Below are 14,020 nucleotides of genomic sequence, written 5' to 3'. Positions count from 1 at the left end.
ATATTTGCCCAAATGGAATTATCGAGCCGTACCCCAACCTGAGTAATTCATTAAGTTATTTATTTTTCATTCCTTAATTAGCTATTCATCCGTCGGATAAACTCTAAGGGCAAACCGTCTGTATCGGCAATAAAAGCTACTTCGTAAACATTTTGCCCGATCGCCTGTTGAGTCGGTTCTAACAAAACTTTCAAAGCTTGAAACTGATTGGGTTGCTCTTTAACTGCTTCCTCAAACCGTTCTTTCAGAGACTGCAACCAGCTAGGCAAGTCAGTTGTCGCCTCAGTTAAATCGAAAGATAAATGATAATATCCAACATAATGCTCGTCTCCGAAAGCATCCGGTGCGGGTTTTGGTTCCGGGATCTGAATTAGTTCGATGCGTCCGTTGAGACCTTCCATCCAACAGGCTAGGGTGTAACCTGTGGTAAAGCGATCGCTCACAGTAAATCCCAACTGTTCGTAAAAGGCGATCGCCCGGTGTATGTTAGCAGTGCGAATCGAGGCGTGGTGCATTCGATTTTAGATTTTAGATTTTAGATTTTAGATTGGGGAATTGGGAATTGGGAATTGGGAATTGGGAATTGGGAATTGGGCATTGGGAATTGGGCATTGGGCATTGGGCATTAGGCATTAGGAATAGGAACTAACTAATGACTAATAACTCATGACTAATAACTCATGACTAATGACTAATGACTAATGACTACTGACTACTGACTACTGACTACTGACTACTGACTAATAACTATTCAAACAACCGAAAATACGGATATCTAATCGGCTGTCCCGGCTCTTTTTCCAAATCAAAATTAATCACTTCCCAACAAGGGTCGTCTTGAGGATCGGGGCTAAAATCCACAGGCAAACCGTACAGTCTCGGTCGGGGCGATTCCGCTTGCCCGCGCCAAGGCGTGCTGCGTTCCAAATAAGCGCTGATTAAGTCGCGATAGCGTTGAGCAACGATCACGCGAGTTGCTCGGTAGCCTTGAGTATAAAGTCGATCGAGCGCTTCGTGAATTTCAAACCGAATCCCGTCGGGGTGTGTGTGCTGGCGATACCATTCATTCTCCCAGCGGCGCCAGTGCCGCCCAGACTGAAGGTGAACCAGTTCCCCCGTTTTTGGATCTGCCTCAAATGCCCCGTGACGCGGACACAAATAGGTATCCGTGAGCGTTAGAGCCGGAATTGTTTGGCGACAGTGGGGACACTGAATTTCCGGGCCAAACATCGGGTATTGCAAGGCAACTTCAATCATTTATTTGCGTCCCAGCATATTTTCTCTGCAAAAGTCCCAAATACTTTTATTATATCCCGTATCAACAACCAGCTAATCTGCTAGAAGTATAACGATCGACCTACAAATGAGCAATCTCAACGAATCTCTGTCTGCACTTCCTTCCTCTTGGCCCTTGCCCGATCTATCCCAAGCGGCTTTTATCGCTGAAGGCGCTATTGTCATCGGCAGGGTAGAGGTGGCAGCGGGCGCTAGTATCTGGTACGGGGCGGTGGTGCGGGCGGATATAGAGCGAATTGCGATCGGCTCAAGTACCAATATCCAAGATGGAGCAATTCTGCACGGCGATCCGGGAAAACCGACTGTTTTGGAAGATTTCGTGACCGTCGGACACCGAGCTGTGATTCACTCAGCTTACATTGAACGGGGCTGCCTGATCGGGATTGGGGCGATCGTCCTCGATGGAGTGAGGGTGGGCACAGGCTCTATCGTCGGTGCAGGGGCGGTTGTCACCAAAGATGTTCCCCCTCACACGCTAGTGGCGGGAGTGCCTGCCAAACGCCTCCGGGATGTCTCTGAGGAAGAAGCCGCCGAGTTGGTGGAACACGCTAAGCGTTACGAAAAGTTGGCTCTGGTTCACGCGGGGAAAGGTTCTGAGTTGGGATTTGGTTAGTTGATAGAATAAGATTTTAAGCAAAAAACTATTAGTTTCCAATGGCTTACACCGCGCAAAAAATCCTAACTTTTGAAACATTCCTCGATCGATATTGTGACAACTTCCGCTACGAGCTCGCTGACGGAGAATTAGTTGACATGGAACCCACAGGCCCCCACGAAACCGTCAGCGGTAAACTAGCAACTCAAATCGGCATCGCCATCGCAGCCGAAAAACTACCTTGGTTCATTCCCCGCACTTGTTTGATCCGTCCATTTTCAGATGCAGCTACCGCCCGCCGTCCCGATATTGTCGTGTTAGATGAAACTGCTATTGTCAGCGAACCTCTTTGGGAAAGAGAACCTGTGATTACGCTGGGACGATCTATTAAATTGGTGGTAGAAGTCGTCAGCACTAACTGGGAAACAGATTACGCCCGAAAAGTTGAAGAATATGCTATTTTAGGGATTCCAGAGTATTGGATAGTTGATTATCGCGGATTGGGAGGCGTGGCTTTTATCGGTAAACCAAAACAACCTACTATCACCGTTTGCCAACTGATTGACCAAGATTACACGCAGCAACAATTTCGCCTCGGCGATCGGATTATTTCTCCTTTGTTAACCAGCTTGCAACTGCGGTTAGATGATGTTCTACCGCGTTAGGCGATCGACCAACAAATTTTAGATTTTAGATGTTAGATGGGAGAATTGATTAATCTGGCAGCCCTGAACCCAATTGCTTTTGGCCAACAATCAACCGTCAACAATCTTCGGAAAAATTGGGATTTGTTCGAGCGATAAAACTTTAAAATTCACTAAAGAAAATTGTAAAGCTCGATCGAGCGCTAAGATTAATCACATGAATAACGATCGCACCTCCAATCCAAACATCCCCCCGCACACATGGAAACGTCCCATCGGCATCGGTTGGGAGAATCCCTATACAGTCCGCTACGCAAGCAATCTCGACGACGGGCCCTGGCACGGAATGCCTCTGGGCGGGTTCGGTGCCGGCTGCATCGGGCGATCGTCCCGCGGCGACTTCAACCTCTGGCACATTGACGGTGGCGAACACATTTTTCGCAGTTTGCCCGCTTGTCAGTTCAGCGTTTTTGAAGAAACTCAAGGCAAAAAACAAGCTTTTGCACTCTCCACTGAACCGCCTACAGATGGTAGTTTATCTAGTTGGAAATGGTATCCATCGGAAGGAAGTTCGGCAACGGATTCTGTAACGGATGTAACGGATGGAATTCTGAAGGCAGACGGAAGAAGGGAAGAGAAGGAAAAATTTCAATCTTCGGGGACTTATCATGCTTTGTATCCGCGCAGTTGGTTTGTATACGAAAATGTATTTAAGGCTCAATTAAGCTGCGAGCAATTTTCGCCAATTTTGCCGAACAATTATCAGGAAAGCAGTTACCCAGTTGCCATGTTTGAATGGGTGGCGCACAATCCTACAGATGCGCCGATTACTCTCAGCATCATGCTGACTTGGGAGAATATTGTTGGTTGGTTTACTAATGCCAACAAGTCGCCGAAAGTGATGGTTCGAGATGATGGTAGTCCATTTTATGACTATCAACCCAGGTGGGGAGAAAGTGCCGGAAATTTGAATTTGTTGGTGGAAGATTTTCACCGCATCGGTTGCGTGATGACGCGGTTGACTGCTGAGGACGAACCGCAAGAGGGGGATGGACAATGGGCGATCGCCACTATTACTAATCCGGCGGTAGAAGTATTCTATCAAACTCGTTGGAACCCGGCGGGGAACGGTGACGATATTTGGCGCAACTTTTCTGCTGAAGGTTTCTTGTTGGATGACAAAGATGAGACAGCCGCAGCAGCAGGAGAACAGTTGGCTTGTGCGATCGCAGTTCGCTTTACTATTCGACCGGGAAAAACTCGCAAAATCCCCTTTATTATAGCTTGGGATTTGCCCGTTACTGAGTTTGCATCGGGAGTTTGGTACTATCGCCGCTATACGGATTTTTTCGGCCGCAACGGCAAAAATGCTTGGCCGATTATTCGCACTGCAATGAAGCATTCGGATACTTGGCGCGAAAATATTGAAGCTTGGCAAAAACCCATTTTAGAACGGAAAGATTTGTCAGACAGTTTTAAAATGGCGCTGTTTAACGAGTTATACGCCCTGACAGATGGCGGTACTCTTTGGAGTGCGGCTGACGAACGCGATCCGAAGGGTCAATTTGCGGTTTTGGAGTGCATTGATTACCGCTGGTATGAAAGTTTAGACGTGCGGCTTTACGGTTCTTTTGCTTTGTTGATGCTGTGGCCGGATTTGGAAAAGTCGGTGGTTTTAGCCTTCGCTAGGGCAATTTCAGCCGGAGACGATACGCCGAGAATTATTGGCTGGAATCAAGCTTCGGCTATTAGAAAAGCTGTCGGTGCAACGCCCCACGATTTGGGTGCTCCTAACGAACATCCTTGGGAGAAAACGAATTATACTAGCTATCAAGATTGCAATTTGTGGAAGGATTTGCCTTGCGATTTTGTGTTGCAGGTTTATCGGGATTTCCTGTTGACTGGCGGCACAGATTGTGAGTTTCTGCAAGAGTGTTGGCCGGCAATTGTTGAGGCTTTGGCTTATCTGAAAACTTTTGATGAGGATGGGGACGGAATTCCTGAGAATTCGGGAGCACCGGATCAGACGTTTGATGATTGGCAAATGCGGGGAATCAGTGCGTATTGCGGCGGTTTGTGGTTGGCGGCGCTGGAGGCTGCGATCGCGATCGGCGAAATCTTGGAAGATGCAACACCGGAGATAATTCCTAACCCTCAAGCAAAGATAGCATTATATCACAGTTGGCTGTTACAAGCAAGACCGAGCTATCAAGAAAAACTGTGGAACGGTCAATATTACCGTTTGGACAGCGAGAGTAATTCCGAAGTGGTGATGGCAGACCAATTGTGCGGTCAATTTTACGCGAAACTGTTAGGATTGCCGGATATTGTGCCGCCGGAATGTGCAGTTAGTGCTTTAGAAACTGTGTACGATTCTTGCTTTTTGAAATTCAACGATGGCGAGTTCGGTGCGGCGAATGGGGTAATGCTGAATGGTTCGCCGGAAAATCCGAATGCGACTCATCCTTTGGAAGTTTGGACAGGGATTAATTTTGGGTTGGCGGCTTTTTTGGTACAGATGGGGATGGAGGAGAAAGCTTTTAAATTGACGGATGCTGTGGTGAAGCAGATTTATGAAAATGGGTTGCAGTTTCGGACGCCGGAAGCGATTACGGCGGGGGGAACTTTTCGGGCGAGTCACTATTTGCGGGCGATGGCGATTTGGGCGATTTACGGGGTGTTGACCAGTTTTAAAGAGGGGATTGGTATATTAGCTGGTGAATCTGACTAAAATTCAAGCCTTAAAATCGCTTTTTAGCAAGGAAAACGGTTAATTCAACTATCAATAAAATTGACCGTAAAAACTTTTTCTCTTCGAGGAAGACATTAATTTTTCATGCTCAAACTTCAGCTTGGCTAAAATTTGAGCATGAAAAAGCCCGGAGATGTGAGGGGATCGAACTCGGCTATAAACGAGAGAGAAAAAGGGTCTGAGGCAATTGTTGACACCAATGCAGTCCGCACCTTACTTGTATATAATTTGGAGCGATCGCCAATTTCAAGATAAAATAGAAAAATGTCAAATCCTTTGCTTTCCCTCAACTACGAACCAGCCCTCGAATCCCTCGGCGGCGACTATTTTGATGAAGTTCCCGCAGCCGACTTTCCGCAGCATATTCTCCGCTTCCGCAATGACCAATTATTGCTAACATTGGGTTTAGATCCCGCGCAAGTAACCGACCAACATTTCATCGAAGCGTTCGGCAAATTTCACTGCGTCCGTCCCTTTCTCGCACTCCGCTATCACGGCTATCAATTCAACGCATATAACCCCAATTTAGGTGACGGTAGAGGCTTCTTATACGGCCAAGTTCGCGGCACTGATGGCAGACTTTACGACTTCGGCACTAAAGGTTCCGGCCGCACTCCCTACTCGCGGGGCGGTGACGGTAGACTTACTCTCAAAGGGGGAATTCGCGAAGTTTTAGCCGCCGAAGCTTTGCACCGATTGGGAGTGCGGACATCTCGCTGTTTTAGTTTAGTTGAAACTGGGGATGCTTTGTGGCGGGGCGACGAACCATCTCCGACACGATCGTCCGTAATGGTGCGTTTCAGTCATTCTCACATTCGGTTTGGAACTTTTGAAAGGTTGCACTATATCCGCCGCCCGGATTTAACTAAAAAACTTTTAGATTTTGTTATTGAATATTACTATCCAGAACTGCATTTAGAAGCAAGCAAAGCTAGTTTTTCTGCCCCGGACAAATATGCGCTATTTTATGCAGATTTAGTCCAGCGAGTAGCTGAATTAGTTGCTCAGTGGATGGCAGCAGGATTTTGCCATGCCGTGCTGAATACTGATAATATGTCGATTACGGGAGAAAGTTTCGATTACGGGCCTTTCGCTTTTATCCCAACTTACAAACCGGAATTTACCGCCGCTTATTTTGACTATTCTGGTCTTTATTGTTACGGGAATCAACCGTTGATTTGTAGGGACAATTTAGAGAAGCTCCAGGAACCGCTAGCAGCGGCGATTCCTCAAGCTGATATGGATGCGGGTTTGGCAAAGTTTGGCGATTATTATAATGCAGCTTATCGGCAGTTAATGCTAAATAGATTGGGATTTGAGGATTTGCCAGAGGCGGAGGGAGATGAGTTGTTGAAGCTGACAATTAAAATGCTGGCGGATTCTCAAGTTGAGTATCACGATTTCTTTTGGGAATTGCGAAGGCAGTTCGATCGCACTTGGCGAGATGATGCTAGTCTAATTTTTGCTGAGGCGGAACCCGCAAACTTGATCGCACCTTGGCGACAGTTTTACTATCACGTTTTGCAAAGTTTGTCTACGGATGATATGGATCAAATGGCGGACAGGTTGCGGAAGCACAATCCCGAACAGTCGCTCTTGAGACCGACAATTGAGGCTGTTTGGGAGCCCATAGCTATTGAGGATAATTGGGAACCGTTTTATGAGTTGGTGAAGAGACTTCAAAACTCTTAAAGGGAATTGGGCAGGGGGCATTGTTGACTGTTAACTGTTGACTGTTGACTGTTGACTAACAACTAACAACTGACTAATAACTACTTGAGCTTTTCAATCTCAAATTGTGCATCTTTGTAACCGCCGGTAAGTCCTTGATCGAGAAACATTTTGCCGGCTTTTTCTAAATCGCTAATTGCTCCTGCTTTGTCTCCCAATGAGCGGCGAACCATGCCTCTACCGTAGTAAGCAGCAGCATAATTCGGACTGATCCGAATAGCTTGCACGTAATCTGCGATCGCACTATTGTAATTCTTTAACTCCTGATAAATCTTAGCCCGATTGGCGTAAGCTTCCGCATTGTTGGGATTGAACCCGATTGCTGCTGTAAAATCTGCGATCGCCCCCTGGGCGTCACCCCCGGCGCTGCGAGCTAAACCACGATTGTTAAAAGCATTAAAATCATTCGGATTTACTGTTAGCGCTTGAGTGCAATCGGCAATTGCTTTCGGATAATCCTTCAAATTTAAATAAGCAATGCAGCGATTGTTGTAAGGAACCCCATCCTCCTCACTCAGCGAAATTGCCTGAGTGCAATCGTCAATTGCCGCTTGATGCGCTCCCAAATTCAACTGCGTGCTGCAACGATTAGCGTAAGCATCTGCACTCTTTGGATCGATCGCAATTACCTGAGAATAATCCGCCAAAGCTCCCTGATAATCTCCTAGGTGAAAGCGAGCTCTCCCCCGACTGTAAAAAGCATCAACATTCTTAGGATCAAGTTTAATGGCCTCAGTATAATCTCCAATTCCCCCCTGCAAATCGCCACTCCCAGCACGAGCTAACCCCCGCGAATGATAAGCTTTAACAAGGTTCGGCTGCAGCCGAATTACTCCGGTAAAATCCTGAATAGCGGCCTTGTAATCTTGCAGTTCTAAATAACCAACTCCTCTTTCATAATATGTATCAACATCGTTTGGCTGGAGATTCAAAGCTTGAGTGTAATCCTCAATCGCTCCCCGTGTATCGTTAAAATCGTGACGGGCTAGGCCGCGGTTAAAATAAGCCTGAACATATTTAGGATTGAGAGCGATTGCCTGAGAATAATCTGCAATTGCTTCTTCATACTTTTGTAAATCATAATTAGCATTACCGCGCTGGTAAAAACTTTCAGCATTTTTAGGATTCAATTGAATTGACTTATTAAAAGCCTGCAAAGCTGCATCCGCATCTTTATTGCGAGACTTTTCCACTCCCTGTTCGTAATATTCCTTAGCTTTAATCGGATTTGGGCGGCTCCAATAACTAAACAGAAATACCAGAACTATCGCTGCCCCGACGCCCGCCAAAATCAGCAACCAAAATCGACTTCCCAAACGTGAATAAAAACTATCAGAAGATACTAAGCTGGGAGCAATACTTTTCTTGTTAGCCGTATTCACAGGCTCTTGGCGGTGTCTCAACTTGCTGAGAGCTACCAAAACTTCCTCGGCAGATTGATAGCGTTTGCCAAATTGGTGACAGACCATTTTGTCAATTATATTGGCTAATCCCACAGAACATTGAGCTCGGTTTCGCCAAACAATTTCCCCCGTATGAGAAGGACTCGGATCTTGCAATTTGGGCAAATCCGTACCGGGTAAACCAGTGATAGCTTGGACTGCCATCATCCCGACTGCATAGAGGTCGCTGCTAAATTGCGGGTTGCCTTGAAATTGTTCGATCGGCATATAAGCCGGAGTTCCAGTAGCAATGGTGCGCGGAAACTCTGTATCGTGATCGCTGACGTGACTGGCAACTTCTTTAACCGAACCAAAGTCAATTAAAACTAATTTGCCGTCTGGTTTGCGGCGGATTAAGTTGGAGGGATTAACATCACGGTGAATCACTCCCTGAGAGTGTACGAAGGCGAGAACTTGTAACACTTCTTGCAACAGATCCAGCACTCGTTCTTCTCGCCAAGGTTGACCGGCCACAATTTCCCTATTTAGGGCGTGTCCGGGCACAAACTCTTCGACGAGGTAGAATTGATTGGCTTCTTCAAAATAAGCTAGTAAAAATGGAATTTGATCGTGTTTTCCCAGCTTTTCTAATATTTCTGCTTCTTGTTTAAATAAGCGATAAGCTGTTTTGAGAACTGTGGAAGTGTTGCTGGGAGGGCGCAGTTGTTTGACTACACATTGAGGATGGCCCGGCCGGCGAGTATCGACAGCTAAATAAGTTTGTCCAAAAGCTCCTGAACTGAGGATTTGCACTACGCGATAACGCCTGTCTAAAAGTTGACCAACCATGTTCATATCTATAATTGAGAATTGGTAACGGGGAGTTGGTAATTGGGAATTTGTAAGGGGGAGTTGGTAAGGGGGAGTTGGTAAGGGGAAGTTGGTAATTTGAGCTTCTTCCTTTTTCCTTCTTCCTTCTTCCTTCTTCCTTTTTTCTTGTTTTTTTAACATCTGAATGGAAACTAAGAGTTTATTTAGGGTCGTTGATTTGTGATTGTGCGTTTTGGAAACCATCGGCTCTTCCTTGTTCTAGAAACAAGGTTGCAGCTTTCTGAAAATCCTCGATCGCCCCAGCACGGTCTTTGAGTTGGCGGCGGACGAGGCCTCGGCTATAAAAAGCGCTAGCATTGTTGGGGTTGAGCCGCAGCGAGTGAGCGAAATCCTCAACCGCTAAAGGGTAATTTTTTAGTTCTGAGTAAATAGTACCGCGATTGCTGTAAGCTACTGCATCGCTGGGATTGAGCCGAATTGCTTGAGTAAAATCTTCTAAAGCTCCCTGCTTGTCTCCCGAAGCCGATCGAGCTAATCCTCTATTGCTGTAGGCTTTGGGATTGTTGCCGTTGAGTCCGATCGTCAAACTGCAATCTTCGCTGGCCTTTTGATATTGTTTTAAATTCAGATAAGCAATGCAGCGGTTGTTGTAAGCTGCTTCATCTTTTGGATCGAGGCGAATTCCTTCGGTGCAATCGGCAATCGCTTTGTCGTAGGTGGCCAAATTCAAGTAAGCGCTGCACCGATTGGTATAAGCATCAGCGATATCTGGTTGCAATTCGATCGCCTTAGTATAATCTTCCATCGCTCCTTGATAATCTGCCAGATTAAACCGCGATCGACCACGACTGTAGTATACGCCAGCTTGTTTGGGACTAATTTGAAGGGCTTGAGTAAAATCTGCCATTGCTCCTGTTTTGTCGCCTGCAGCCGATCGAGCTAAGCCCCGATTGCTGTAAGCTGTAGCATCGTTGGGACTGAGCCGAATTGCTTGAGTGTAGTCTTCAATTGCCTGGGCGTAGTCGCCCAACTCGTAGTAAGCTAAACCCCGCTGCGAGTATGCCTCACCGTCGCTGGGATTCAGTCGCACGACTTGGGTGAAATCTTCCACGGCCCCCCGCTTGTCCCCGATGTCGAGGCGGGCCATACCTCGATTGTAGAGAGCTTTGGTGTGGCTAGGATTGACTTTAATTGCTTGCGTGTAATCCTGTATTGCTTGCTCGGTTGCCCCCATGTCGTAGCGAGCGTTTGCCCGCTTGTAGTAAGTTTCCGCATCGGTGGCATTCATGGCGAGCGCTTGAGTATAATCGGCGATCGCGCCTGTTGTGTCACCTTGCTGCGCCTTGGCCACGCCGCGGGCTAACAATTCTTTTGATCTCGCCGGACTTTGACTCTGCCAAAAGTAAGTTATCAGTGCCGTCAAGATTAAAGCTGCCGCTGTTGCAGCCAACAGCAGCAGTTTGGTTGGGCTTTGTCTTCGCGGTTGACTCATAGCGTGCGTGATGATTGTGGCTGGCGGCGGCTCAACCTCCAATTTTACGGCGATTTGTTTGAGGTCTGCTAAAACTTCGGCGGCCTCCTGATAGCGCTCCTCGCAGTCGGGGCGCACCATTTGCTCGATAATATCTGCTAGGGCTGCCGAACAAGTTGCTCGGTTTCGCCAGGGAATTTCGTTGTTGTTGTTTTTTAAGGCACTCAGTTCGTTGGGTGAGAGTCCCGTGACGGCAAGCTGGGCGATCGTACCTAGAGCGTAGATGTCGCTATTGTAACGGGGGTTGCCGCTCAATTGTTCGATCGGCACGTATAACTCCTGGGCCGCCAAATCCTGTTTTTTTGCCTCATGCCGTTTAACAGAGTTCGGGGAAGTTTGCGACAACAAATGACAGTTAGCAAGTTCCGGGTTAATTTCTTTGTCTAAGCTAAAGTCTACCAATACAAATTTGCCGTCAGACTCGCGCCGGATCGCTCTGTCTGGTTGAATTCTGCGGTGAATAAAACCCTTCTCGTGTATGAACACCAAAATTTCTAATATTTCTGATAGCAGACCAATTACTTGATCTTCATCCCAAGGTTGACCGGGTATTAGTTCTTGACTTAAAGGTGAACCGGCAATAAATTCTTCAATTAAGTATAAACTTTGATTTTCCTCAAAATACGCCAATAATTCCGGGATTTTGTCGTGTTTTCCCAACTTTTCAATTATTTCGGCGTTTCGTTGAAATATAACTTTGACTAATTCTGGAGTTTGTGAACTTGTGCCGGGGAGTCGCATTTCTCTAACCGTGCATTGCGGATACCCAGGACGGTGAGTATCTGCTGCTAGATAAGTTTTTCCCACTTCACTTGAGTCTGTGACTTTAATGATGCGGTAACGTCTGTCTAGAAGTTGACCAATCATACTTTGCCCTCTACCCTGTCAATCGATTTTAGATTTTAGATTTTAGATTGAAGCATTGACCCAGCCCAAAAACGGATACGCTGCCACGTACAGGAGTCGTGGAAAGATAAAAATTTTCGACCCTAGTTCAAGCTCCCAGATTTATCTGTGGGGTAAATCGAGAATCGAAAATCGAAAATCGAAAATCGACTGACCCCACAGATAAATTCGGGGGGCAAGTTTCATCGGATACAGGTTTTTTATTTCTGGACGGATGAATCACGTGGCGGGTATCCTGGATGCTTGATTGTCAATTTTCCATTATCGCATGAAATCAGAATAGCCAAAATATGTGGCTGAGTAATTTAAGTTCGATCGAGCCGTGACTCCTACCCAAAAACGGATAGTTGCTTTCCCACAGGAGTCGTTAGCCTCCCAAAATTTTAGACCCTAGTTGAAGCTACCCGATTCTTTTGTGGAGTCAATCTAAAATCTAAAATCTAAAATCGACTGACTGGACAAACGGGCGATCGGATTGGCTCGCCAAGTCCCTCGCTGTTGCCACGCTCTTCTAATATTTTAGAAAAAAAATGCTGAAATTGTTTATCCTGTCAATGAGATATGTATAATTTAACAACCAAGCCGGAGGTCAGTCAAATGAACGTACAACTGGTTGAATCCCTAATTCAAGTTATCTGGTCTCTCGCAGCCGACGAGCAATTAGCGACTCTAGGGAAAATATTACCAAATATCTCCTACGCTTCGACCCGGAAACTGGTGCATTTTGCCCTAAAGGGCGGCTATTTTAATTTTTTGAATGACAAACTAGAGATTTATACTCTCAAATATCGACAAGCAATTGCCTGATACTCAAAAACAGGATATTGAAAGAACTTTTGAATGTGTGAATAATAAAAATGTCTGAATCATTAACCAAAGGAGGAACGATCGCAGCGATCGCCACTGCCATAGTTCCCCAACAAGGCAGCGTCGGCATTGTGCGAGTTTCCGGTTCCGCAGCCTTAAAAATTGCCGAAACTCTGTTTCGCACCCCAGGACGGCAAATCTGGGAGTCTCACCGCATTCTTTACGGTCATATCCGTCGCCCCAAAACTCAAGAATTAGTCGATGAAGCTTTATTGTTAATCATGAAAGCACCGCGTTCTTTTACTCGCGAAGATGTGGTAGAATTTCACTGTCACGGCGGCATTATGGCTGTGCAGCAAGTCTTGCAGTTATGTTTGGAAAATGGGGCGAGATTAGCGCAGCCAGGAGAGTTTTCGCTGCGGGCTTTTTTGAACGGGAGGCTGGATTTAACTCAAGCTGAAAGTATCTCAGATTTGGTGGGAGCAAAATCGCCCGCTGCTGCACAAAGTGCTTTGGCCGGTTTGCAAGGAAAATTAGCGCAGCCAATTCGCAAATTGAGAACAACTTGTTTGGACGTACTGGCAGAAATTGAGGCAAGAATTGATTTTGAGGAAGATTTGCCGCCTTTAGATGAAGCTAAAACTTCTTTGGAAATAAATCATGTTTTGGAGGAATTGTCAACAATTTTGGCGACTGCCGATCGCGGAGAATTGTTGAGAACAGGTTTAAAAGTAGCGATTGTTGGGCGGCCGAATGTGGGAAAATCGAGTTTGTTGAATGCGTGGAGTAAGAGCGATCGCGCGATCGTCACGGATTTGCCCGGTACGACGCGGGATGTCGTAGAATCGCAGCTAGTTGTGGGCGGCATTCCGGTGCAGGTGCTCGATACTGCGGGCATTCGAGAAACCGAAGACAAGGTAGAAAAAATTGGCGTTGAGCGATCTCGCGCAGCAGCAAAACAAGCCGATTTAGTGTTGTTGACAATTGACGCAGAATCTGGTTGGACAGAGGAAGACTCGGAAATTTACGAACAAGTAAAGCACCGCCAGCTAATTATAATTATCAACAAAATAGACTTAGTAAACACCATTACCGAACTACCTTTTTCCTCAGAAATTCACCCAATTGTTGCCGCAGCCGCCGCCCTCGATCGAGGGATAGAAGACTTAGAAACAGCAATTTTAGATGCCGTCAGCGGGGGAAATTTGCAAGCAGCAAACTCAGATTTAGCAATCAACCAGCGACAAGCAGCGGCGTTAACCAGAGCTAAAATTTCTCTGGAACAGTGCACAGATACTATGAGCAATAAATTGCCTTTAGATTTCTGGACAATAGATTTGCGCGGGGCTATTCAAGCATTGGGGGAAGTTACGGGCGAAGAAGTGACAGAATCAGTGCTCGATAGAATATTTAGCAGATTTTGCATTGGCAAATAGCAATGGTAGGACTTACGTAAAACCTCTCTATTACAGGTTTGCAATCCTCACTTTACCGCTATCACTTGAAAATTCAGAAGATTGACTGACTCGCTTGTTTCATTGTTGG

Annotated in this window: 10 protein-coding genes; 6 read left to right on the top strand and 4 right to left on the bottom strand. The window is 46.3% G+C overall.

What is annotated here, in order from left to right; genetic code table 11:
- Positions 1 to 77 precede the first annotated feature (77 nt).
- Positions 78 to 515, bottom strand: a complete 438-nt coding sequence (locus tag Q5691_RS10915) for a VOC family protein (protein ID WP_333211504.1) — start codon at positions 513 to 515, stop codon at positions 78 to 80.
- Between the two features lie 232 nt (positions 516 to 747).
- The gene (locus Q5691_RS10910; protein ID WP_333211502.1) at positions 748 to 1,257 is read right to left on the bottom strand and encodes a TIGR02652 family protein; all 510 of its coding nucleotides are present in this window, start codon (positions 1,255 to 1,257) and stop codon (positions 748 to 750) included.
- Between the two features lie 106 nt (positions 1,258 to 1,363).
- Here Q5691_RS10910 and Q5691_RS10905 point away from each other — a divergent pair, with 106 nt between their 5' ends.
- From Q5691_RS10905 to Q5691_RS10890, 4 genes are all read left to right on the top strand, one after another.
- Complete coding sequence (locus Q5691_RS10905) at positions 1,364 to 1,909, top strand: gamma carbonic anhydrase family protein (protein WP_333211500.1); 546 nt, start codon at positions 1,364 to 1,366, stop codon at positions 1,907 to 1,909.
- Positions 1,910 to 1,950: 41 nt separating this feature from the next.
- Entirely contained in the window at positions 1,951 to 2,556 is a 606-nt protein-coding gene (locus tag Q5691_RS10900) for a Uma2 family endonuclease (RefSeq protein ID WP_333058342.1), read from the top strand.
- Positions 2,557 to 2,752: 196 nt separating this feature from the next.
- Entirely contained in the window at positions 2,753 to 5,266 is a 2,514-nt protein-coding gene (locus Q5691_RS10895; protein ID WP_333344815.1) for a GH116 family glycosyl hydrolase, read from the top strand.
- Between the two features lie 285 nt (positions 5,267 to 5,551).
- Entirely contained in the window at positions 5,552 to 6,979 is a 1,428-nt protein-coding gene (locus Q5691_RS10890; protein ID WP_333344813.1) for a protein adenylyltransferase SelO family protein, read from the top strand.
- 80 nt (positions 6,980 to 7,059) lie between these two features.
- Here the strand turns inward: Q5691_RS10890 and Q5691_RS10885 are convergent, their stop codons facing one another.
- Positions 7,060 to 9,474 carry a tetratricopeptide repeat protein gene (locus Q5691_RS10885; protein WP_333211496.1) on the bottom strand — a complete coding sequence of 805 codons (2,415 nt, stop codon included), beginning with the start codon at positions 9,472 to 9,474 and terminating at the stop codon, positions 7,060 to 7,062.
- Positions 9,431 to 11,629, bottom strand: a complete 2,199-nt coding sequence (locus Q5691_RS10880) for a tetratricopeptide repeat protein (protein WP_333211495.1) — start codon at positions 11,627 to 11,629, stop codon at positions 9,431 to 9,433. Before Q5691_RS10880 ends, Q5691_RS10885 begins: the two co-directional genes overlap by 44 nt.
- A gap of 636 nt (positions 11,630 to 12,265) precedes the next feature.
- On the opposite strand from Q5691_RS10880, the gene Q5691_RS10875 reads away from it, so the two are divergent.
- Positions 12,266 to 12,475, top strand: coding sequence for a hypothetical protein (locus Q5691_RS10875; protein WP_333211493.1), 210 nt, complete (start codon positions 12,266 to 12,268; stop codon positions 12,473 to 12,475).
- Between the two features lie 50 nt (positions 12,476 to 12,525).
- Entirely contained in the window at positions 12,526 to 13,911 is a 1,386-nt protein-coding gene (gene mnmE / locus Q5691_RS10870; protein WP_333211491.1) for a tRNA uridine-5-carboxymethylaminomethyl(34) synthesis GTPase MnmE, read from the top strand.
- Positions 13,912 to 14,020 lie beyond the last annotated feature (109 nt).

The sequence above is a fragment of the Microcoleus sp. w1-18aA5 genome, assembly GCF_036701705.1.
Classification (GTDB): Bacteria; Cyanobacteriota; Cyanobacteriia; order Cyanobacteriales; family Microcoleaceae; genus Microcoleus.
Note: the sequence above shows the minus strand (reverse complement) of the source record. Positions and strands in the feature narration are given on the sequence as shown.

Bases quoted from the DNA above. Each gene is read 5' to 3' on its own strand.
- Q5691_RS10915 (WP_333211504.1), bottom strand. From the start codon at position 515: ATGCACCACGCCTCGATTCGCACTGCTAACATACACCGGGCGATCGCC.
- Q5691_RS10910 (WP_333211502.1), bottom strand. From the start codon at position 1,257: ATGATTGAAGTTGCCTTGCAATACCCGATGTTTGGCCCGGAAATTCAG.
- Q5691_RS10905 (WP_333211500.1), top strand. From the start codon at position 1,364: ATGAGCAATCTCAACGAATCTCTGTCTGCACTTCCTTCCTCTTGGCCC.
- Q5691_RS10900 (WP_333058342.1), top strand. From the start codon at position 1,951: ATGGCTTACACCGCGCAAAAAATCCTAACTTTTGAAACATTCCTCGAT.
- Q5691_RS10895 (WP_333344815.1), top strand. From the start codon at position 2,753: ATGAATAACGATCGCACCTCCAATCCAAACATCCCCCCGCACACATGG.
- Q5691_RS10890 (WP_333344813.1), top strand. From the start codon at position 5,552: ATGTCAAATCCTTTGCTTTCCCTCAACTACGAACCAGCCCTCGAATCC.
- Q5691_RS10885 (WP_333211496.1), bottom strand. From the start codon at position 9,474: ATGGTTTCCAAAACGCACAATCACAAATCAACGACCCTAAATAAACTC.
- Q5691_RS10880 (WP_333211495.1), bottom strand. From the start codon at position 11,629: ATGATTGGTCAACTTCTAGACAGACGTTACCGCATCATTAAAGTCACA.
- Q5691_RS10875 (WP_333211493.1), top strand. From the start codon at position 12,266: ATGAACGTACAACTGGTTGAATCCCTAATTCAAGTTATCTGGTCTCTC.
- mnmE (WP_333211491.1), top strand. From the start codon at position 12,526: ATGTCTGAATCATTAACCAAAGGAGGAACGATCGCAGCGATCGCCACT.